This is a genomic window from Pantoea sp. XAF26B01_ASV70 (genome assembly GCF_054512635.1).
In genome coordinates this window covers 78,404-100,010 of the sequence record NZ_JBTNCJ010000004.1, presented here as the reverse complement: position 1 = coordinate 100,010, position 21,607 = coordinate 78,404, and the positions used below count along the sequence as shown (strand labels likewise).

The window sequence follows — 21,607 nt, the reverse complement described above, 5'->3', positions numbered from 1 at the left end:
GATGCGCGATATCAAACCGATCAACATGCTCTCCGTGGTCATCCCGGTCTATAACGAGCAGGAGAGTCTGCCGGAGCTGCTTCAGCGCACCTGCGCCGCCTGTGACTCAATTAAGATTGAGTATGAAATTCTGCTGGTGGATGACGGCAGCAGCGATCGTTCTGCCGAACTGATTGAACAGGCCGCCACCGTTCCCGGCAGCCGGATAACCGGCGTGCTGCTCAACCGCAACTACGGTCAGCATTCCGCCATCATGGCCGGATTCAGCCAGGTCCGTGGCGATGTGATTATTACGCTGGATGCCGATCTGCAGAACCCGCCGGAAGAGATCCCGCGGCTGGTTGACGCCGCGCGTCAGGGTTATGACGTGGTGGGTACCGTCCGTCAGCAGCGCCAGGACAGCTGGTTCCGTCGGAAGGCCTCGCGCACGCTCAACCGGCTGATTCAGCGGGTCACCGGTAAGGCGATGGGCGATTACGGCTGCATGCTGCGCGCCTACCGTCGCCACATCGTCGAGGCGATGCTCAACTGTCACGAGCGCAGCACTTTTATTCCGATCCTGGCCAACACCTTTGCCCGACACACCATTGAGCTGCCGGTGATCCATGCCGAGCGCGCTTTTGGCGATTCGAAATACAGCTTTATGCGGCTGATTAACCTGATGTACGACCTGGTGACCTGTCTGACCACCACGCCGCTGCGATTGCTCAGCGTGGTCGGCAGCCTGATAGCGCTCTCCGGCTTCGCCTTCTCTTTGGTGTTGATCGTGTTGCGACTCTTTTTTGGTGCGGCTTGGGCGGGTGACGGCGTCTTCGTGTTGTTCGCCGTGCTGTTCATGTTTATCGGCGCCCAGTTTGTGGGTATGGGACTGCTCGGGGAGTACATCGGGCGCATTTACAACGACGTTCGGGCACGTCCGCGCTATTTCGTTCAACGCATTGTTCACGCTCCAGAAGAGCCTTCAGTACAGGATATTCAATCATGAAGACCGTTGTTTTCGCCTATCACGACATGGGCTGTGTCGGCATCAATGCGCTGCTGAGTGCAGGCTATGAAATCACCGCCATTTTTACTCACAACGATGTGGCGACCGAAAACCACTTTTTCGGCTCAGTAGCCCGTCTGGCGGCAGAGCATGGCATTCCGGTCTATGCACCTGACGAGGCGAATCACCCGATCTGGCTTGACCGCATCCGCACCATGGCACCAGAGATGATCTTCTCTTTCTACTATCGCCATCTGCTGAGTGATGAGATCCTGCAATGCGCTCAAAAGGGTGCTTTTAACCTGCACGGCTCGCTGCTGCCAAAATACCGCGGCCGGGCACCGCTGAACTGGGCGCTGGTCAACGGCGAAACTGAAACGGGCGTTACGCTACATCGCATGGTGAAGCGCGCGGATGCCGGTAATATTCTGGCGCAGCAGAAGGTCGCTATTGAGGATCAGGACAACGCGCTGACGCTGCATCGTAAACTGACCCAGGCTGCAGAGCAGTTGCTCGGCGACGTTTTACCTCGTCTGCGCGAGGGTGAGGTGAGTGAATGGCCACAGGATGAAAGTCAGGCGACACGGGTAGATCGTCGCACGGCCGAGGATGGCCGCATTGACTGGAATCAGCCTGCTCAGACGATTCACAATCTGGTCAGAGCGGTTACCGATCCGTGGCCTGGCGCATTCGCCTTTGCCGGTTCGGTTAAATTTATCGTCTGGAAGAGCCGGGTTCATCCGCAGCAGCATCAGGCAAAGCCAGGGACGGTACTTTCTAAGCAGCCATTCCTGATCGCCTGTGGCGAGGGCGCGCTGGAAATCCAGACCGGCCAGTCCGAGCATGGCGTTTACATGAATGGCAGCCAGCTGGCGCAGAGTCTGGGCATCGTCCCTGGCGCACTGCTCTATTCAAAACCGCAGTCGGCGCTGCAACGTCGTACCCGCGTGCTGATCCTTGGCGTTAACGGCTTTATCGGTAACCATCTCACTGAGCGTTTGTTACAGGATGAGCATTTCGAGGTCTATGGCCTGGATATCAGTTCAGACGCGATCAGCCGCTTCCTGGATCATCCGCGCTTCCATTTCGTCGAAGGGGATATCGCTATCCATTCCGAATGGATTGAGTATCACATCAAAAAATGCGACGTCATCCTGCCGCTGGTAGCCATCGCCACGCCAATTGAGTACACCCGCAATCCACTGCGCGTGTTTGAGCTCGATTTCGAAGAGAACCTGAAAATCATTCGCGACTGTGTGAAGTATCAGAAGCGCATCATTTTCCCATCCACTTCAGAAGTTTACGGCATGTGTACCGATGACAGCTTCGATGAGGATTGCTCTAATCTGGTCGTCGGGCCGATCAACAAACAGCGCTGGATCTACTCGGTATCCAAACAGCTGCTGGACCGCGTTATCTGGGCCTACGGCGAAAAAGAGGGGCTGCGTTTTACCCTGTTCCGTCCGTTCAACTGGATGGGACCGCGTCTGGATAACCTTAATGCAGCGCGCATCGGCAGTTCCCGCGCGATAACCCAGCTCATTCTTAACCTGGTAGAAGGCTCGCCCATTAAGCTGATTGACGGCGGCAAACAGAAGCGCTGCTTTACCGATATTCAGGATGGCGTTGAGGCGCTATTCCGCATTATCGAAAACAAACAGCTGAATTGTGATGGTCAGATCATCAATATCGGTAATCCGGACAACGAAGCCAGTATCAAAGAGCTGGCCGAGCAGCTGCTGGCCAGCTTTGAACGTCATCCGCTGCGCAGCCAGTTCCCGCCGTTTGCCGGTTTCCGCGAAGTAGAAAGCAGCAGCTACTACGGCAAAGGCTATCAGGATGTGGAGCACCGTAAACCGGCTATCCGCAATGCGCGTCGCCTGCTCGGCTGGACACCGACCGTGACGATGGATGTCACTATCGACAACACGCTCGACTTCTTCCTGCGCACCGTTGAGCCACAGGCTGATAAGTGATGAAGAAGATCGGTCTGCGGATTGACGTAGATACCTGGCGCGGCACGAAGCAGGGCGTGCCGGCGCTGCTTGAGCTGTTCCGGCGTCATGCGGTGCGGGGCAGCTTTTTCTTCAGCGTGGGACCAGACAACATGGGCCGCCATCTCTGGCGGCTGGTGAAACCGGCGTTTCTTATGAAGATGCTGCGCTCCCGCGCCGCGTCTCTCTATGGCTGGGACATCCTGCTCGCCGGAACGGCCTGGCCGGGAAAGCAGATGGGACGGAGATTGCGGCACATCATGCAGGACGCCACTCGTCAGCACGAAGTCGGTCTGCACGCCTGGGACCACTTTGCCTGGCAGACCTGGGCCGGCGTCTGGCCGCAGGATAAGCTGGTTGAGCAGATAGCACGCGGCACCGAAACGCTGAGTGAGATACTTGGTCATCCTGTCAGCTGTTCGGCCGTCGCGGGCTGGCGAGCCGATGGCCGGGTGATCGCCGCCAAACAGGATTTTGGCTTTCACTACAACAGCGATTGTCGCGGCAGCGGCCCGTTCCGGCCCATGCTGCCGGATGGACAGATCGGTACCGTACAGATTCCGGTGACGTTGCCCACATGGGATGAAGTGGTTGGCCGCGAGGTCAGCGCAGAAGGCTATAACGACTACATTCTGGCGAAAATGCTCTCTTCTGATGATGGGGCGGTATACACCGTGCATGCCGAAGTCGAAGGGATTATCGGCTACCCGGACTTTGACCAGCTGCTGGCTGCTGCGGACCGTCACGGCATTCAGTTCTGCCCGTTAAGCGAGCTGCTGCCCGACGATCTGACTACTTTGCCAGTGGGTAAAGTAGTCAGGGGCGAAATCCCCGGACGGGAAGGGTGGCTGGGCTGCCAGAAACTGACTGAAGAGGCGAACTAGTGCGGATACGTAACAACACGAAGTGGCTACTTTTTTTCAGCTTTTTTATTCTCTATTACCTGCTTCCGCCGATGTTCCGCGACCTCTGGCAACCGGATGAGACCCGTTATGCGGAGATCAGCCGGGAGATGCTGGCAACCGGTAACTGGGTGACGCCACACTTCTTCGGTCTGCGCTATTTTGAAAAACCGATTGCGGGTTACTGGGTCAACTCGCTGGGTCAGTGGCTGTTTGGCCACAACAACTTTGGCGTGCGGGCGGGTTCGATATTCTCCACGGCGATGACCGCCGTGCTGATCTACTGGCTCGGCAGGCGGCTGTTTAGTTCGGCACGCACGGCTGCCGTCGGCACGATTATTTTCCTCAGTTCGCTGCTGGTCTATGGCGTTGGCACCTATGCGGTGCTCGATCCGATGCTGATGCTCTGGCTGGCGGCCGCGATGTGCAGCTTCTGGCTGGCGACGGAGGCCAGCGGACGCGCCGGGCGGGCGGGCGGCTATCTGCTGCTGGGTCTCGCCTGCGGCATGGGGTTTATGACCAAAGGCTTTCTGGCGCTGGCAGTGCCTGTGCTGGCGATTCTGCCGTGGGCGATCTGGCGGCAGCGACTGCGCGAACTGCTCTGCTTCGGTCCGCTGGCGCTGCTCTCAGCCGCGGCGATCAGCGCACCCTGGGCGCTGGCGATCTATCATCAGGCACCGGATTTCTGGCACTACTTCTTCTGGGTTGAGCATATTCAGCGCTTTGCCGAGGACAATGCCCAGCACAAAGCGCCTTTCTGGTATTACCTGCCGGTTCTGCTGCTGGGAACGCTGCCGTGGCTGGCGCTGTTACCGGGCGCATTGATGACCGGCTGGCGCGAGCGTCAGCAGCATCCCGGCGCGCTCTATCTGCTGAGCTGGACGGTGATGCCGCTGCTGTTTTTCAGCCTGGCAAAAGGCAAGCTGCCAACCTATATCCTCCCCTGTTTTGTTCCGCTGTCGCTGCTGATGGCGCACTATGGCTTGAACGCCGCACAGCGGGCAGGGCGCGCATTAACAGTCAATGGCGGGCTCAACCTGATTTTCGGCATCATTACCCTGGCAACGGTCGTGCTGGTGCTCGCTCCCTGGAGTGTGACGCATCATCCGCTGTTCGCCACGCACGAGATGCTGAAGCTTGCGCTGGGGGCACTGGCATTTCTCATCTGGGGGCTGGTGGGCGCATATAGCTGCCGCTCTGCACAGCGCCGCTGGCTGGCGGCCGCGCTTTGCCCGCTGGGCGTCGCCCTGTTTATTGGTACGGCAATCCCGGATAAAATCCGCGACGCCAAACAGCCGCAGCGTTTTGTCTCGACGATCAGCCAGCGTCTGGCCTCAAGTCACTTTATCCTGGCGGACAATCCCGGCGTGGCATCTGCCGCAGCCTGGCATCTGCAACGTAGCGATATCGGCTTCTATGACACCAAAGGCGAGCTGGAATATGGGCTGAGTTACCCGGATGCGCAATCCCGCTTTGTCTCTCAGGCGGACTTCGGCGGCTGGCTTGCCGATCATCGCCGTACGGGAAGCGTATCACTGCTGTTGCTGGTTGATTCAATACACAGTGATATCGGCGAGGATGTTCCGGTGCCGGACGCCGTCTATCGCCAGGGCAGGCTGGTCTGCCTCTATTACAGTCAGATAAAGTGATGCTGCTGCTGATTGTACTGGTCAGTCTGCTCAGTTGCAGCGCGCAACTGTGCCAGAAACAGGCGACTCACGCGGCATCGCGCCGGGGCCGCTTAAGCTGGATTGGGGTGAGCGTGCTGTTGCTGGGTGTCGCGATGCTTCTCTGGCTGCTGGTGCTGCAGCGGGTGCCTGTCAGCCAGGCCTATCCGATGCTGAGCCTTAACTTCATTTTCGTTGCGCTGGCAGGACGCATCCTCTGGCGCGAGCGCCTGACGCTGCGCCAGATCTTCGGCACGCTACTGATGGTGACGGGTGTGGCGCTGATGGCGAGCCAGCTATGAAAGGGTATGGATGGGTCGCATGCAGTGTGCTGCTGGTCTCAGCGGCACAGCTGATGATGCGCTGGGCGATGCCGCGACTGCCCGATGTCAGCAGCATAACGTCGCTGCCTGCTGTTGCCCTGCTGCCCGCCTTGCTGCTGCTGGCCGGGCTGGGCGCTTATGGAATTTCGATGCTCTGCTGGATTCGGGCGCTGTGCTATTTTCCACTGAACCGCGTCTATCCGCTGCTCAGCCTCAGTTATGTGCTGGTGTGGCTGGTGGCTGTCTGTCTGCCGGTATTCCATGAGGCGTTCAGCTGGCACAGCCTGGCGGGCGTAGTGATTATTGTCATCGGCCTGCTGTGTATCGTGGTTAAGCCCTGATTTAAGAATGACGTTAGCGTTTGCGCATCAACTATGCTTTTTCTTAACCTTTTCGGGCAGCGAGTAACTCTCGCGGCATTAAAGTATTCGCGGTAAACGGCGGGTCAGCAAAGCGGTTTTATCTTTGCAATCAGCTCGCCAATATCGCTGACGATCAGATCGGGTGCAGGTGCCAGCGGGTAGAGTGCCTGTCCTTGGCGGGTAACAAATGCAGTTTTCATGTCTGCACGTTTTGCTCCACCCACATCCCAGCCGTGCGCAGCCACCATCATGCACTCTGATACGGGCTTGCCCATCTCTTTCATCGCTTACTGATGCGCTGGGGAGACTCTATCCGCTGAAACAGGCATGCAATGAGAACGGGGACTGTGAAACGTTCATGTTTGCAGAAATGTACTGCGGCGGGATAACGGACATTTATGCCCGTATCGGTGTACGTTACTTCCGCCTGCTTAATTACACCCACATGACCGATGCTACCTTATGCAGATTGCCTGATTGAAGCCGGATTTAATCCATCAGTTCAGATGTCCGTCAGTTGATTTGATATTGATCCTTTCACGGTGGATATGGCGTTTATAAAGCTTTCCCTGCTGGGCATTGCAGCCGAGGTTGTCACCGGTAATACGCTGACGCTGGAGTTTAACCGGGTGCGCTATACACCGGCTTACTATCTCAACGATTTTGAAGAACGTCTCAAAAGCCAGCGCCGGATCAAGGCGATGCTGGATTTTATCAGGGCAATGTAGGCCATGGACAAAACAGCAGGAAACTACATGGTAGGGAAGCAGTGGTTACGGGTTTGTATGGGGTGCATGAGTAATGCAGAAATTGCACAATATACGAAATTTCGTATAATGAGGTGATGATGCGTAAGAAAATCAGTTTTATTGACAGCAGTCTTGAGGATCTACGGGCTTTCCCGGAAGAGGCCCGGACCGCATCAGGGTATCAGCTTGACCTGATCCAGCAGGGACTGGAGCCGGACGACTGGAAGCATTTTGCTACGGTAGGTCAGGGAGCACGTGAAATCCGAATCCGGGGTAATGACGGCATTTTCCGGATCATGTATGTCGCCAAATTTGAAGAAGCCGTGTATGTGCTGCACTGTTTCCAGAAAAAGACACAAAAGACCAGCCAGAGTGACGTAGAACTTGCCCGAAATCGTTATCGCCGATTGGTTGAGGAGCGTAAAAAATGAATATTCAGACTTTTGATAATGTGTGGGACGCTCTTAGCGAAACGTCAGAGCAGGCGGAAAATATGAAACTCCGCGCCGAGTTAGTAGGCCGCCTGAATAGCTGGATTAAACGTAATGGCCTGAATCAGGCCACTGCTGCTGCTGCGCTGGGCGTTTCACAGCCCAGAGTGTCCGAGCTGGCAGGAGGTCGGATCAACTGCTTTTCAATTGATAAGCTGGTCAGCATGATGTCACATGCCGGACTGCACATAACCAGTATTGAGATAAGCGAACCAGAGGAAGCTTGAGCTGCCTTTTTGCATCGCGCGAACTGCCAGGACGGTAGCCCCTTCGGGGCAGGATAAACCCGGTGCTGATGCACCGGCTATACCCTTTCACCTGACCGTCTTCATCCCTTCCCATCTGAAGCTGATAGCTTGCCATTTCTGCTATCAAGTGACACTACCAAATTGGCCATCTGCAAAAGTGCGCATAATTAAACTTTATGTCGCCTGCTCACGGGCACGCGGAAACATCACTTTTATCCCCGAAGCCTTGCTGCGATCATTCCGGACCTGACTGGAAATGAAGCTTCATACTAACGCGGCAGGAGCAGCCGCCCGGCTTCCTGCGGATCCATCGTGAACCGCACACCAAGCTGGCGGGTGACGTCCAGCGCGAACACCCGCGTGTACCACTCGGTTGACTTTGCGTCCTTGTGGCCCATCAGGGTCTTAATAACCTTCTGCGGCACCTGGTGCTGCACCAGATGCATCGCAAACGAATCCCGGAACGTCTTGGGTGTGACCGGCCGGATGGAGAACGTCACACCGTCACGCGCAGCCGACGCCACAGCCTGGCTTATCCAGCTGCGCGCCGTGTCTTCACTCCTGATATCCCAGAGCCGGCTGCCTGCCGGCAGCTGCGCAGTCGCAAACCATTCCCTGAGCCGCTGCACAAAACCCGGATCGGTCAGTGGCACCGCCCGCGGCGGGGGTTCTCCCGGATCTCCGCCTCGGTTTCACGTTCGGCCAGCTGCTCTTCCTTTGTCGGACGCCCGCGCCGGCGGCTGCGGGCCGCCTCTTCCAGCTTCCGCTGCTTGAGGGTGCGCAGCACCACGAACGGTGAACTCAGCGGGGCGCCGGTGAGCGGATCGTCCAGCACAAAATCCCCCCCCGTCAGCGGCAGGATTTCGTTGAGACGCCCGCCGGTATTCCACAGGGTATCGATGAACAGCCGCTTCTTAAGATCAGGGACCTTTGACAGCAGCACGGCCACCTCAGGAGCGAGCAGGTAGCGCGGCATGTCGGTGCCGTAAGCGGCGGCCAGGTTGCGCAGCGCTACGGCGCTTTCGTAGTCAAAGTAGCGCGCGGCGCCGGATCCGGTTACGTTCTGACCAGTGACGTCGCTACGCGAAATCTGCGTCAGTTCGCGGGGTAAAGAGCCCAAACTTTCAATCTCCGTTGTCTGGCGGTGTGGAACGTATTTTCCATGTCTGTCCAGCGAAAACCACGGGAATAAATCGATCCATAAAGGATCCGGTCCGGATCGGTTTTCGGGCTTTTTCCCCGCATACGGAGAATAACCTGGTCAGCCTCAAATAAACAGCAGAGCGTTTGCAGGCGATCCGGGTGGCAATTTACTCGTAAACCACTGACAGAAAAGGAAAGAATGGAAAATGGGTGGGGGAGGGTGCGTACCAGGCACTCTTAAGCATATATCGGGTCACACCGTGAAACGATTGAAGTATGAAATACAGCAGTTGATCTCGGTTGAATCAGGCCAAAATTATCTGGCTTCATAAATTTTTTATTATGTCTGCTCTGGGACAGACAACACATGTGCTCCGCATAAAGAACCGGCATTTACGTACAGGGTAGTAAGTAAATTGCTCCGGTAAAATAAGTGATTTTTCTTAACCCAATAACGGTACTGATTCAACATCTGCTTTTTGCATTATAAATATGACCGCCATCATTTACCTATAATAACGGTCATATTTGAAAGTATACACTCACAAAGATAAGGGAGATATTCTATCTTTTAGAGGTTAAGAATAATCTCAATCAAGCGGGCAGACCCGAATAATATGACCATCTGGATCACTAATCAAAAAAGTGCGACCGAATACGTCAGTATAAGGCTCTTTTATCACATTGATTTGATGTGATTTTTGCTTTGTCCATTCATTGAAGAGTTTGTCAACATCTTCTCCTGTTGGCAGCATAATGCCGATTTCAGAAAAACGTGGAATTTCCGCTACCGGTTCCTCTCCGCCTGACCAGATAGCAAAAAGAGCATCGCCAGATGACGGGAAAGCAACATAGCGGGGGGTAACGAATACAGGTTCTTTCTTAAAGATAAACCTGTAGAAATCAGTTGAACGCTCAACATTTGAAACGTAAACCAATTGCAAGTTTGGGGTTATTGTAGGGCCAGCTAGATCAGTCATGATTCCTCCTTTTGTATAACAAACGAAACAGGATTTTCCATTAACATTTTAATCCATTACTTAACCTTAATGGTTTGACAGTATTTAAGCAATATTTTTGCAGCAAATATACTTCTGCAAAGAATTTTCTGGTTATTATTGACAGTTTTTTAGCTAGCAATAATCAATAAACTTGCTTCAAAGGCGCTTTTTCCGGTTTAAAAAGTATTTATTATTTCCGTAAAATTTCCTTTTTTGGAATTTTATAGTTATAAGATTATTTAGTGACCAACTTATTTTTTAAAGAAAAATATATTAGTGAAGTTGACTCAAACGATTTTGAATGTTAAAAAATCGACACATTCAACATCCCCTTAACCTAATTGAAACATCATCAATTGTGGGGTTTCGCGTTGATCTAATTAAATGAGGTTTATATATGTATCTGACTGATGAAGATGCAATCCGTATTCGTGAAATTAACCGTCAAGTAGTATCTCAGTATTTGTCATCGACTCGCGGCATTGCTCGTCTTAAAAGGCATGAGCTTTTTGCTGAAGATGGCGAAGGCGGTTTATGGACCACTGAAACTGGTGAGCCTATAATTATACGCGGTATTGAAAACTTAGAAAAGCATGCTAAATGGTCTCTTGAGTGTTTTCCTGACTGGGAGTGGTATAATATTAAAATCTTCACCACCGACAACCCTGACAATGTTTGGGTTGAATGTGACGGCCGAGGGTTAATTCGCTTCCCGGGATATCCTGAAAGTTATTATGAAAATCATTTTATTCATTCATTTGAATTGCGTAATGGTCTTATCGTTCGTAATCGAGAATTTATGAATCCTGTTACTCAATTGAAATGTTTAGGTATAGATGTTCCACGTATCAAGCGTGAGGGTATACCCAGCTAACTTCTGTAAGAATTCTATCGCCAGTATTAATACTGAATTTTTTTCGCGATATTTACATTTATACGAAATTAAATTTTCTATTAATTCATTTGGCACGCGTAATAAACTTTTTCAGAAAAGGCCGAGTTATCTGATGTACAGAACCTTAAAGTCTGAGTCCTATAGTTTATCTAATATCATTATACCTGATGAACAGCCTTTGGCGTGGAATATAGAACCACAACGTAGTGCGCTATTAGTTCACGATATGCAACGTTATTTTGTTGATGCGCTTCCATGTGAACCTGTCGACACTGTTATTCATTCAATTTCACTGATACTAAAGTGGGCAAGAATAAATGAGATACCGGTATTTTATAGTGCGCAGCCAGGTGGAATGACTCCGGAACAGCGCGGCTTGCTGAATGATTTATGGGGCCCAGGAATGAGGACGACTGAGGATGAGCGGAAGATTATCACTGAGCTTACACCTTCTCCGGGTGATACAGTTTTGACTAAATGGCGCTACAGTGCTTTTTATCGGTCTCCATTAGCCGAAATGCTAAAGAACGATCAGCGTGACTCCTTAATTATTACAGGCATTTATGCGTCAGTAGGTATATCTGCGACCGCTATTGACGCTTTTACGCAAGATATTAAACCCTTTGTCACAGCCGATGGAATTGCTGATTTCTCACTAGCCGGACATCAGCAGGCAATCAATTACCTTGCTGATAATTGCGCCAAAATAATCTCAACTGATGGGGTGGTAAACAATGTCTGATTCCCTGACACACATTCTGTCACAGCCCCATAAACCTTATGCTTTACTGTATCGGCCCGCAGTCTCGATGGATAGTGTTGAAATTTTGCACCTTACTTGCGGAAAAACACACTCCCTGGATAAAGCTCTTAGCGCAGATAGCCATCACGGTAAGCTTTTAGTTGTTCCATTTTGCCAGGTAGCCAAACGTGGCTATCACGCTATCAATGATGAAACACCGATTCTGACGATGCCAATCACTGCGCGTCAAAGCTTGCCATTATCAGAAGTAATTAGCAGGCTACCGGATTTGCCTATTTCGGTCACGAACACTAACTTTAACCTTGACGATATACAGTTTGGGCAACGTATCAGTCAGTTAATCGAACATGAAATTGGGCAGGGAGCAGGTTCGAATTTCGTGCTTCATCGTAAGCTACGTACCTCGCTTGTAGATTATCATCCTGAACAACTTCTTAGCCTTTTTCGACGCCTTTTGCAGACTGAATCCTCCGCATATTGGTGTTTTTTAATTAACACTGGTGATGAGGCTTTTATTGGTGTATCTCCAGAGTTACATGCATCACTAGATAATGGTGAGATGTGCATGAACCCAATCAGCGGAACTTTACGTTATCCAGAACAGGGCGAAACAATCGAAGCTCTGCTTGAATTCCTCACCAATCAGAAAGAAACCAATGAGCTTTACATGGTGGTGGATGAGGAACTAAAAGTAATGTCCAGGCTGTGTGAACGTGGAGCGCAGGTGAGCGACTTGCGACTCAAACAACTAAGTCAGGTTATTCACACTGAATATGTCTTAAAAGGAAAAACGAAAGCCAGTATTGCGGATATATTGACTGAAACGTTACCAGCACCAACGATCATTGGTAGTCCAGTGCAAAATGCCTGCCAGGTCATTGCCCGTTACGAGCCAGAAGGGCGCAGATATTATAGCGGCGTAGTAGCTCTGGTTGACGGTACACATGATAATCCCCGTCTGGACTCAGCTATTTGTATTCGTACGGCTGAAGTGACTGCTGATGGAAAAGTAGAGATTGGCGTTGGGGCAACTATAGTTCGTGACTCTGTGCCTTTGGATGAAGCGGAAGAAACGCGCAGTAAAGCGCAATCACTTTATGCTGCATTGACGCAAGATAGTTTGCCGGCCAAAAAGAAAGTGACACCTGCCAGCCTTAAAAAATTAAAGCTTGGTGATAATCCTAAGGTTCGCCCTTTGCTGAACGAACGTAATAACAGGATTTCGAAATTCTGGTTAAGTGATCCTGAAAAGCGTCACAATCGTATATATTCTTTCGCTGACAAGAAAATATTAATACTGGACGGTAATGATGCTTTTACTGCCATGTTTAAAACACTTTTCTCTTCACTGGGCGCACTTGCTCATGTGGAAAAAATCTGTAGCGGCATTGACCTCCAGGGTTGGGATTTAGTAGTAGCTGGGCCGGGCCCGGGGAATCCACTTGATGTTAATGATTTCAGAGTTAATGCAATGCGCGAAGCCATTATAAAAATGAGAGCGACTGGCCAGCCTTTCTTTGCTGTATGCCTGAGCCACCAATTGCTTTGTCTGCAGCTCGGCTTACCAGTCGCCCGCCTCTCTCCACCCAACCAGGGAGTACAAAAAGAAATCCTCCTGGATAGGAACCTTGAAACAGCAGGTTTTTATAACACTTTCTGTGCCAGTATTAATGCTGTAACGCACTCTCAAATGCGGCAAAGAGGTATAGAGGTTTACAGCGATCCAGATAATGGAAACGTTCATGCGCTTCGGGCTCACTCATTTTCATCAGTTCAGTTTCATCTCGAATCGGTACTCACTTTAAATGGTCAAGCGCTGCTCGAAAGATTTGTCGCTCCTCTTTTCCAAAAAAATTATTCAGGAATGGCTTCTTAATGGAAGGATATCAGGTTGATTACACGGTATTAAATGCCTTCACACATTCTCCTCTTGAAGGAAATCCGGTTGCCGTTTTTCATGATACAGAAAAACTCTCTGAAGCTGTCATGCAGGCGATTGCACGTCAGCTGCAGCTTTCAGAAAGTACTTTTATCAGTGAAAAGACTGTTGATGGTCAGGCTCGAGTGCGAATTTTCACGCCCGTCAATGAATTGCCTTTTGCTGGTCATCCACTAATGGGAACCGCCAGTGCATATTCACGGCGCCATGGTCTGGATCAATTTGTATTTCATACAGCTCTTGGCGCCGTCAGCATTTCGGTTGAACACCACACCGAAACACTCAGTACGGTGAAAATCGAAGTGCCTCTAGCAAGAACTGTCCCTTTTAAGGAAGAGAAGCGTCTGCTTAAGGCGCTGGGGCTGGAACAAAGTGTGCTTCCTGTGGAAATGTACGATGCAGGAGCCAGGCATGTACTGGTTTCCGTCGACAGTATTGAAACCTTACGTGAGCTAAGGCCAGACCATCAGGTCCTCGCTGAATTTGAAAATCTTGCAGTTAACTGTTTCGCCTGGTGTGGATTTCAGGCGGAAAACCGGATGTTCTCACCAGCTTATGGGGTAAAAGAAGATGCTGGTACCGGTTCAGTTGTCGGGCCAATTGCACTTCACCTGATGAAACACGGACAGTTAAAAGCTAACGAAAAAATCATGATTGAGCAGGGGATTTTGCTCAATCGCCGCTGCGTGATGTATGGCGAAATCAAACAGGAAAATGAAATTGCTTCTCATATTGAACTCTCCGGGCAGGTTACCTTGTTTTCTGATTGCAGGGCCTTGCTGAGTAATAGCGGAAAATGATTCGCTTAATTTGAATGTGCTGTTTTAGGTATGAAAAGTGAAAAGACTCGAATCGCTAACCGGAATAACGGATCTTCCGTTTCCGCAATATGACGCGCCGCCTGTGGTGCCTTATGAAATTTTACATAACTGGATGCAACTGGCGCATCATGAAAATGTACGTGAACCTGATGCATGGACCCTCGCGACCAGAAGTGACGCTGGTATGATTTCAATGCGCACCATATTTCCAGTTCGAATGAATGGAGAAGATCTATGGTGCGCTACTCATCTTGGCAGTCGAAAGAGTCTCGATATGTGTGCCAACAAAGCGGTCTCCTGCCATATTTACTGGCGTGAGCTGGGGCGACAGGTGAGCTTAACTGGTAATGCAAAACTGCTGTCAGATGATATCGCCGATCAAATCTGGCACAGCCGTGCTTCTGCATATGATCCTGTCTCAGTAGCATCTCATCAAAGTGAGCCATTAAACGATCTTACTACTTTGCAAGCGAAGATAGCTGGAATGGGTTGCGGAAAGCTGGAACGTCCTGAGCGTTTTGTAGTATGGGGGCTGGCTTTTGACACCTATGAGTTCTGGTCAGCATCGTCCTCTCGAATCCATAAACGTCTGTTATATACACGTAATGAACTGGGGTGGAAGCATGAAAGATTACAGCCTTGAAATAGATGCTGTCATGAAGGCAGCCCAGATAAATGACACTAATAATTTTGTTCAGGCATTAATGCGCTGGCACTTTTCAAAGGAAACTGGCAGTCCTTTTTGGTTGGGAATGCGTGAACAACTGAACTTTGACCCAATCAAAGACGTTAAAACGATTAACGATCTGAGGCAGTTTAGTGATATCTCGCACTGCCTGCGCCAGGAGCCCGTAGCTAATTTAGTGCCGCAAGGCCTGCCTGCGGACTCGCACCCTCAGGTATATGAAAGTGGGGGTACAACAGGCGCTCCTAAATATGTCGTGGCTTACGATGCTTGGATAGAGGCACTCATTTCCTGGCGAATGTCAGGTTATCAGCATAGGCCGGGGCGTCCGTCAGGTAATACACTCGCAGCTATTCCCACCGGGCCTCACATTGTGGGTGCCATTAATAAAGAACGAGCGCTGCGTTTGGGTGGGATGTTTTTTTCAATCGATATAGATCCTCGCTGGGTAAAACGTTCTTTGAGTGAAGGTGATACGGCAACTGTTCGCAAGTACACACATCATCTTGTGGACCAGGTCCAGAATACCCTTATGAATCAGGATATCCGGTTTCTGGTTACCACTCCACCTGTGCTACGTGAGTTGCTTAAACGACCAGAAGTTGTGTTGCAAATGAAACAGTCTCTCGCTCAAATCACACTTGGTGGAACTGAGCTCAACCTTGATGAGATTAAATTTATAGCGAGTGAAATTCTGCCCGACTGTGAATTCAGTGCCAGTTATGGGAGCACCTCAGCATTGGGCGTATCTCGGTCCTTACTGATTACTTCTGAAAGCCAACAAGTCATTTATGACAGTTTCTCTCCTTTTATAACCTATGACGTTGTCGACAGTATCACTGCTCAAACTGTCGAATATGGTGAACGAGGAAACGTGATTGTTACCCACCTTTCACCTTGGGCTTTTTATCCACGAGTGGCTGAACGAGACACAGCTATCAGACTACCAGGTGTATCCGGTTTTGCGGGGGACCGGTTGGCTGATATTGAACCTTTGAAAATCAGCGAAGGACATAAGGTTATTGAAGGAGTTTATTGATGCCAAACATTGCGCAAAGCTGTCCTCACGTAAACGCCAATGAACTGCCTGTTATCTCTGCTATAACGCCGTTATGCTCACCGCAGTTTTTGCGTCAGCGAGAGGTGGTAAACATATATGAAAAGCCCATAGCTTTACTGCAGCAGTCTCCCGGCGTATTTGCAGATTACGTAATTGCGCATCTGAGAAAAAGTCCTGTACTGGATCGCGCCTCACGACAAAAAGCATTGCAACAAGCAGGTGAATTATTCGCAGGTTCGGTGCTTTGTGGCATGAATCTTACAGAATATAACACGAAAGTTAGCTCTCTTACGGGGTTACCGCGAACGGTTGTGGAGAATGCCAGCGATAAAATTGCACAGTCAATTTCTCATGCACTGACATTTGCTTTAAAGGGGATCCCCTATGGAGTCCCTCTACAGGAAAATCAAGCGACAGACCGTTACTTTTGCGCACAAAGCGTGAGGCGTGGTGATGTGCTTACTGTAATAGCCCCTGGTAACGGGACTGGTGTTCATGCTCTATGGCCGCAGGCAATAGCGCTGGGCTATCGAGTTGTAATTCGACCGTCGGAACGGGAACCGTTTACTGCTCAGCGTGTGGTAGCGGCAATGGTGGCGGCGGGGTTGCAGGATTATGTGACATTATTGCCCTGTAATTATGATGTGGTCGAAACACTAATTGATGCTGCTGATTTAAGTCTTATTTACGGCGCTGATGAAATAACTGCCCGCTATGCTGATCGCAGAAATATTCTGGTTCAGGGACCTGGGCGATCGAAAGTTGTTATTGGTGCTGATTACCCCCTAGAAAAGGCTTTGGAGCTGATATTTACTTCGGTTGTCGGTTTGGGTGGCGCAGCCTGTGTTTGTGCAAGCAGTGTTCTTGTAGAAGGGGATGCGGAAGCTTTAGCTCGGAAATTCTGCGCTTTTCTGTCCAATAAAATGAAAGATCCAAAGCAGCGTGAAGAATGGCTTACTCATTTTTCACCACAGCGTTATAGCTGGTGGTGTGGTCAGGTAGATAATTACGCCTCGGCTTTAGTTGAAACTCCAGAGGTTTTCAAATCTACCCAAAACACATATCAAGTGATGCCACTAGTTATGCAGGCATCAGCAATCAATGATCCTCTGGTCCAGCTGGAGTTACCTGTGGCGGCAGTGACTTTCTTATCCTTTAAAGAAGGGGATAATTTGGATTTTCTTGCCCCTGCGCTTGTGGTTACTGTGGCATCGGGTAACAAGAATTTAATTAATGCAATCGCAAATGTGCCTGGTGTTAAAAATTTTTACATCGGTCAGGTGCCAACTGTTTGGATGCATCCTGATGTACCCCACGATGGTTATCTGGCCGAATTTCTAATGCAGACTCGGGGATATTGCGTAAATAATTCTGAAGATGAACATAGTAAAGTAACGTAATTTTTACATTTAAATTTACTTCCAATTTTATTCAGGTGTTAAATATGAAAAGTAGTGATCATAGCGAATATGATAAAGCTGATTTCCAGGGCGTATATCAGGGTAAAACACTTATCGGTAGTGCTGAAATAAGTGTGGTTCCTTGGGATATTGGTCAAGCGCAACCAGCAGTGTGTGATATTTTTGATAAAGAAAATTCTGGCAGGCTTCTTGATGTTGGATGTGGCCTGGGACTTAATGCTCATGCAGCTGCGAAAAGAGGTTTTCAGGTTACAGCGTTAGACAGTTCGTCTGCGGCGATTCAAAAATGCAAAAATGAAGGAATGAGTGATGTTCGTTTTCTAATTGCCAGTGCCAGTAATACAGGACTGGATGAAACATTCGATATCATACTTGATTCTGCGCTCTATCACGCGCTTCCTTATGATGAACGGTTGACATATTTGAAAGAGATGCGTCGCTTAGCGCATGAAAATACCAGAATGCATATCATAACATTTTTACCCGCCAAAAATGGCATGCCAGTACCATTGGCCATTCATCTCTCAGAAATCTGTAGCAATGCCGAAAATGCCGGATGGGATGTCATTTCCGTTGATCGTGTTGAATATAAAGGAAATGCTCAGGCAATTGCCGATTTTTGCAAAAAGAAAAATTTAGCCATACTGACTGATGAAGTGGGATTCACTCGTCTACCTTGCTGGCATGTAGTGTTTAACATTAGATAAAATCTCTTTATTCAGGTGGATTAATGTTGAGAAATAAAATGGCCTTCTTTGGTCTCTGTCTTGGTTTTTTTATTATTATGATGGATACCACGACAGTGCCCTTGATTTATACCTCGATAATAAATGAATATCAGGTGACGCCTGCCATGGCAGCGTGGGTTAATAATAGTTATTTAATTACCTATGCAGGCTTCTTGTTGTTTGGCGGTCGACTTGGTGATGCAATAAATCGTAAAACGGTGCTTTACTATGCTCTCATTATTCTTGCTATTGGTGCATTACTCAGTGGTTCTGGTCAAACCCTGATACAGGTCATTCTGGGGCGTGCGCTTATGGGGGTAGGGGCTGGACTTTTGACGCCGCAAAGCATGGCCTTTATTTCCATCATTTTTACACAAGGAGGACGCGGTACTGCTCTGGGTATCTGGGGGGCCGTTGCTGGCATAGCAACGGCAACCGGCCCCGTTGTTACCCAGATATTTCTGCAAACAATCGGTTGGCGATGGATTATGTGGATTAACATACCCGTGGCGCTGATCGCACTTATATTTGCTGTTATTTGTCTTCCCGGCACACCGGGTAACGGTGCTAAAAGCAAAGAATTGCTAAGTAATGCTATAGCGGGCATTGCGCTCGCTGCAATAATTCTGGGATTAGAGCTTCTTAACGGTGGCATGCAGGGAATGACCACAGGGCTGCTTTTATTATTACCTGGTATTTTGCTCTTCGCTTTCATGCTGCACGGTGAATTGAAAAATCATAAGCAGTATCTTTTACCATCTTCGCTCTGGAAGGATCGAGCTTTCCTGCGTACATGTTTGATTTCCGGTTTACTCGGCTTTGGCCTGACAGCGTTCTACCTGCCGCTAGCTTATTTGATTGAGCTGCGTATGGGTTTTGGACCAGTAGCGATTAGTGTCATCATGGTGACAATCGCTCTGGCAAACGCACTGGTGGGTCCATTTGCCGGACACTTCTCGGATAAGGCGGCTCCAGAAACACTGATTCGTTGGGGGATGTGCTGCTTCGCAGCTGCCACCATGATTATTGGTATTACCGGATTGATGACTTATGGTGGATCTGTAGCTTTTATTATTATTATTACCGCTATGGCTCTTGCAGGTATCGGGACGGGCCTAGCATTTGCCCCCTTAGCTAATCAGGCTTTCAGCCGTGCAACGTTTAACAATTTTGGCCGTGCAGCCGCTTTTTTTAACGTGGTGCGTCAGATGATGAGCGCATTGGGTAGTGTAGCAATAGCCATATTTTTCGATTATCTGCTTCATAACTCTGAAAAAAGAAGTTTCACGAATGAAAATTCCTTATTTTCATCTGGCTCTCCATCTGTTGCCTTTGCTTCATTCGGCTGCTTCCTGATTATTACCGGACTGCTGGGTTTAGGTGCCTGGTTATCACGGACTTATCCTGTCGTTCAATCAGTTATTAAGGAAACCAAATAATGAATACCTGGCTTATCAGTGGATGTTCAAACGGACTAGGTCGATGCTGGACGGAGTCTGTTATTCATGAGTATGGTGATCGTGTGATTGGAATTACCCGTTCAGTAGAGGCTGCACAAGAGATGACAGCTCTTTATCCAGAACATTTTATTCCTTGTATCGCTGATGTACGAGATGAAGAGTATCTGGCCCGTATACTACCTCAACTGGCTAAGGATTTCGGTATACCGAGTCGGGTAGTAACGTCCGCCGGCTATGCTCAGTTTGGCACACTTGAGGACCTTTCTACAGAACAGTTGCGACAGCAGTTCGCTACCAATGTAGAGGGGACTCTAAATGTTATTAAACCAGTGCTACCGCTGATGCGTCAGCTGGATGAAGCTCGCATTCTACTGGTGTCAAGTATGAGTGGCGTGGCGTGCTGGCCTCTTCTGGGAGCTTATCAGATGAGCAAGCATGCGATCGAAGCGATGGGACAAACCCTCCGTCATGAACTTGAAGGAACGTCTATACAGGTTGGCGTAATTCAGCCTGGACCTTATCGTACTGGCTGGGCAACGACTTCTGCGCAACGCCAGCCTATTGGTTCTGAATATGATGGTGAGGCATTAAAAAAACGAGCCACTTGTGGTTTTAACATCGAAGATCCTAAAGCTAGCTTGCCTTACTTCTGGAGGATGTTTAACACACCTGAGATGCCTGAAATGCTTGCAACGTCAGCAGAGTTTGTTGACCTGATTTGCGCGCAGGCAGAAGAGAAAGTTAAAAAATGGAGAGCTTCTCTTGCTTAAGAATAATGATGTGCTCAGACGCTGGCAAAAAGCTGTCGATATTTTGAAGTCGTCTTGGTCAGAAAAAGAACAGCAGGATTCTTTAAAGCAAGGTGCTCAGGAAGTATTAAAGGGTTCACCACTGTTGCGCATCCTGGACGAAAGCGATCTGTATGAGACTGGTACGCTACGTGAGGTGGTCGCTGTATGTCGTGAGCTCGGAAAAACAGATGCTTCTCTTGGCTGGCTTGTAGGTGTTGCGAATTCCGCTTGGTCGATGCGCGCCAATTTTTCTCTTCCTGAGGGGGTGAGTGAAGACATGCGTGAAAACGCCATGCTATCAATGGTATTAGGCCGTCCCGGAAAGCTTAACGCTGCAGCCGATGGTCAAGGGTGGTATCTGAACGGTAGCTGGAAATATGCATCAGGCTACCCCTGTTCTTCACATTTCTTTTGCCTCGCTGCAACTCCATCTGGAGAAGTGCGTGTTGTCATTGTTCCGTCAAATCAATTGATTGCTGTGGCTGATTGGCAATCAACCGGCCTGAGAGGAACACAAAGCGTGACCGTTGAGGCAAGGGACATCAACATTCCTAAAGCCTTTACTGTTGCATATTCACCAATTCTTTCAGGAAATGCGCTTTCGTATAGCGGAAAGGGCTCTTACGCACGCTACTTTACCGGCGTATTGATGAACTGTCTTCCCGCCACACTCTTGGGAGCAACAGAAAGCGGCATCAGATTAGTACTTAATGAATTTAACGCTCCCATTGCTGGCAGTTCTTATAACGCTATGAGTGATTCTGGTGCTGCACGTTATGAGATCGGACGGCTCTGTTCAACCTTCGATTTGCTTGTGCGGGCAGCCGAATACAACGCCTCAATTATTGATAGCGCAGCGCAAGAAGGCAGGATGCTTGAAAGTGAAGAACGAGTAGCGATTCGCGGCCGGGCTACTCAGATAATGCGAGGTTGTGTTGATATTGTTCAGGCCTTGTTGTGGCTGCGAGGTTCATCTGCCTTAGAAAAAAATAGCCCTCTGGAAAAAATCTGGCGTGACGTAAATGTCGGGGCACGACACGGTGGCTTCGCCAAACTTGTGCCAGAGGAGCTAGAAGGGATAAGTGCATTGAAGGGAGAGCTTTCTTCACTGACACAAATGTATTGACATATTGGCTCTGTAGGGCGTTGTTACTGCGACAGCGCCACTACACAAACAAT

Annotated in this window: 20 protein-coding genes and 4 pseudogenes; 21 read left to right on the top strand and 3 right to left on the bottom strand. The window is 49.6% G+C overall.

Annotated elements, in window-relative coordinates:
• Position 1: 1 nt before the first annotated feature.
• Genes arnC through arnF form a run of 6 tightly spaced genes read left to right on the top strand, consistent with a single transcriptional unit; the run spans position 2 to position 6,212 of the window.
• Positions 2-985 carry an undecaprenyl-phosphate 4-deoxy-4-formamido-L-arabinose transferase gene (arnC, locus tag ACX8ZY_RS23760; RefSeq protein WP_060678746.1) on the top strand — a complete coding sequence of 328 codons (984 nt, stop codon included), beginning with the start codon at positions 2-4 and terminating at the stop codon, positions 983-985.
• Positions 982-2,961: a bifunctional UDP-4-amino-4-deoxy-L-arabinose formyltransferase/UDP-glucuronic acid oxidase ArnA gene (arnA, locus tag ACX8ZY_RS23755; RefSeq protein ID WP_033770062.1), complete on the top strand. Its 1,980-nt coding sequence runs from the start codon at positions 982-984 to the stop codon at positions 2,959-2,961. The genes arnC and arnA overlap by 4 nt, the downstream gene beginning before the upstream one ends.
• On the top strand, positions 2,961-3,863 hold the full coding sequence (gene arnD / locus ACX8ZY_RS23750; RefSeq protein WP_033770064.1) for a 4-deoxy-4-formamido-L-arabinose-phosphoundecaprenol deformylase: 903 nt from the start codon (positions 2,961-2,963) through the stop codon (positions 3,861-3,863). The genes arnA and arnD overlap by 1 nt, the downstream gene beginning before the upstream one ends.
• On the top strand, positions 3,863-5,530 hold the full coding sequence (gene arnT / locus ACX8ZY_RS23745) for a lipid IV(A) 4-amino-4-deoxy-L-arabinosyltransferase (RefSeq protein ID WP_421665558.1): 1,668 nt from the start codon (positions 3,863-3,865) through the stop codon (positions 5,528-5,530). Before arnD ends, arnT begins: the two co-directional genes overlap by 1 nt.
• Complete coding sequence (arnE, locus tag ACX8ZY_RS23740) at positions 5,530-5,850, top strand: 4-amino-4-deoxy-L-arabinose-phosphoundecaprenol flippase subunit ArnE (RefSeq protein ID WP_158132476.1); 321 nt, start codon at positions 5,530-5,532, stop codon at positions 5,848-5,850. The genes arnT and arnE overlap by 1 nt, the downstream gene beginning before the upstream one ends.
• On the top strand, positions 5,847-6,212 hold the full coding sequence (gene arnF / locus ACX8ZY_RS23735; RefSeq protein WP_158132475.1) for a 4-amino-4-deoxy-L-arabinose-phosphoundecaprenol flippase subunit ArnF: 366 nt from the start codon (positions 5,847-5,849) through the stop codon (positions 6,210-6,212). The genes arnE and arnF overlap by 4 nt, the downstream gene beginning before the upstream one ends.
• 104 nt (positions 6,213-6,316) lie before the next feature.
• Here the strand turns inward: arnF and ACX8ZY_RS23730 are convergent.
• Positions 6,317-6,520: pseudogene (locus tag ACX8ZY_RS23730) on the bottom strand (haloacid dehalogenase type II); the annotation flags it as partial.
• A 165-nt stretch (positions 6,521-6,685) separates the two neighbouring features.
• Between ACX8ZY_RS23730 and ACX8ZY_RS23725 the strand changes: the two are divergent.
• From ACX8ZY_RS23725 to ACX8ZY_RS23710, 4 genes and pseudogenes are all read left to right on the top strand, one after another.
• Positions 6,686-6,961: pseudogene (locus ACX8ZY_RS23725) on the top strand (N-6 DNA methylase); the annotation flags it as partial.
• 119 nt (positions 6,962-7,080) lie between these two features.
• Positions 7,081-7,413, top strand: a complete 333-nt coding sequence (locus ACX8ZY_RS23720) for a type II toxin-antitoxin system RelE/ParE family toxin (protein ID WP_031292300.1) — start codon at positions 7,081-7,083, stop codon at positions 7,411-7,413.
• Positions 7,410-7,700 carry a helix-turn-helix domain-containing protein gene (locus ACX8ZY_RS23715; protein WP_052271864.1) on the top strand — a complete coding sequence of 97 codons (291 nt, stop codon included), beginning with the start codon at positions 7,410-7,412 and terminating at the stop codon, positions 7,698-7,700. The genes ACX8ZY_RS23720 and ACX8ZY_RS23715 overlap by 4 nt, the downstream gene beginning before the upstream one ends.
• A gap of 190 nt (positions 7,701-7,890) precedes the next feature.
• Positions 7,891-7,971: pseudogene (locus ACX8ZY_RS23710) on the top strand (hypothetical protein); the annotation flags it as partial.
• Between the two features lie 19 nt (positions 7,972-7,990).
• On the opposite strand, the pseudogene ACX8ZY_RS23705 reads toward ACX8ZY_RS23710, so the two are convergent.
• Together ACX8ZY_RS23705 and ACX8ZY_RS23700 are read right to left on the bottom strand one after the other, a co-directional pair.
• Positions 7,991-8,841: pseudogene (locus ACX8ZY_RS23705) on the bottom strand (tyrosine-type recombinase/integrase).
• A 613-nt stretch (positions 8,842-9,454) separates the two neighbouring features.
• Positions 9,455-9,844 carry a VOC family protein gene (locus tag ACX8ZY_RS23700; protein ID WP_033774124.1) on the bottom strand — a complete coding sequence of 130 codons (390 nt, stop codon included), beginning with the start codon at positions 9,842-9,844 and terminating at the stop codon, positions 9,455-9,457.
• A gap of 418 nt (positions 9,845-10,262) precedes the next feature.
• On the opposite strand from ACX8ZY_RS23700, the gene ACX8ZY_RS23695 reads away from it, so the two are divergent.
• The 11 genes from ACX8ZY_RS23695 to ACX8ZY_RS23645 all read left to right on the top strand — a co-directional run bounded on the left by ACX8ZY_RS23695 (position 10,263) and on the right by ACX8ZY_RS23645 (position 21,554).
• Complete coding sequence (locus ACX8ZY_RS23695; protein ID WP_158132474.1) at positions 10,263-10,739, top strand: PhzA/PhzB family protein; 477 nt, start codon at positions 10,263-10,265, stop codon at positions 10,737-10,739.
• 133 nt (positions 10,740-10,872) lie between these two features.
• Entirely contained in the window at positions 10,873-11,502 is a 630-nt protein-coding gene (locus ACX8ZY_RS23690; protein WP_033774121.1) for an isochorismatase family protein, read from the top strand.
• 67 nt (positions 11,503-11,569) lie between these two features.
• Positions 11,570-13,399, top strand: coding sequence for an anthranilate synthase family protein (locus tag ACX8ZY_RS23685; protein WP_158132473.1), 1,830 nt, complete (start codon positions 11,570-11,572; stop codon positions 13,397-13,399).
• Positions 13,399-14,262 (top strand): PhzF family phenazine biosynthesis protein, encoded by an 864-nt coding sequence (locus ACX8ZY_RS23680; RefSeq protein WP_033774119.1) that lies wholly within the window; start codon positions 13,399-13,401, stop codon positions 14,260-14,262. The genes ACX8ZY_RS23685 and ACX8ZY_RS23680 overlap by 1 nt, the downstream gene beginning before the upstream one ends.
• A gap of 37 nt (positions 14,263-14,299) precedes the next feature.
• The gene (locus ACX8ZY_RS23675; protein WP_072008789.1) at positions 14,300-14,926 is read left to right on the top strand and encodes a pyridoxine 5'-phosphate oxidase C-terminal domain-containing protein; all 627 of its coding nucleotides are present in this window, start codon (positions 14,300-14,302) and stop codon (positions 14,924-14,926) included.
• Positions 14,907-16,007, top strand: a complete 1,101-nt coding sequence (locus ACX8ZY_RS23670) for an acyl-CoA synthetase family protein (protein WP_421665556.1) — start codon at positions 14,907-14,909, stop codon at positions 16,005-16,007. Before ACX8ZY_RS23675 ends, ACX8ZY_RS23670 begins: the two co-directional genes overlap by 20 nt.
• Positions 16,007-17,428, top strand: coding sequence for an aldehyde dehydrogenase family protein (locus tag ACX8ZY_RS23665; RefSeq protein WP_158132472.1), 1,422 nt, complete (start codon positions 16,007-16,009; stop codon positions 17,426-17,428). Before ACX8ZY_RS23670 ends, ACX8ZY_RS23665 begins: the two co-directional genes overlap by 1 nt.
• A gap of 44 nt (positions 17,429-17,472) precedes the next feature.
• Positions 17,473-18,156: an SAM-dependent methyltransferase gene (locus tag ACX8ZY_RS23660; RefSeq protein WP_158132471.1), complete on the top strand. Its 684-nt coding sequence runs from the start codon at positions 17,473-17,475 to the stop codon at positions 18,154-18,156.
• Between the two features lie 23 nt (positions 18,157-18,179).
• Positions 18,180-19,616: an MFS transporter gene (locus ACX8ZY_RS23655; protein WP_050499145.1), complete on the top strand. Its 1,437-nt coding sequence runs from the start codon at positions 18,180-18,182 to the stop codon at positions 19,614-19,616.
• Positions 19,616-20,407, top strand: a complete 792-nt coding sequence (locus tag ACX8ZY_RS23650; RefSeq protein ID WP_033774114.1) for an SDR family oxidoreductase — start codon at positions 19,616-19,618, stop codon at positions 20,405-20,407. Before ACX8ZY_RS23655 ends, ACX8ZY_RS23650 begins: the two co-directional genes overlap by 1 nt.
• The gene (locus tag ACX8ZY_RS23645) at positions 20,400-21,554 is read left to right on the top strand and encodes an acyl-CoA dehydrogenase family protein (protein WP_050499144.1); all 1,155 of its coding nucleotides are present in this window, start codon (positions 20,400-20,402) and stop codon (positions 21,552-21,554) included. The genes ACX8ZY_RS23650 and ACX8ZY_RS23645 overlap by 8 nt, the downstream gene beginning before the upstream one ends.
• Positions 21,555-21,607 lie beyond the last annotated feature (53 nt).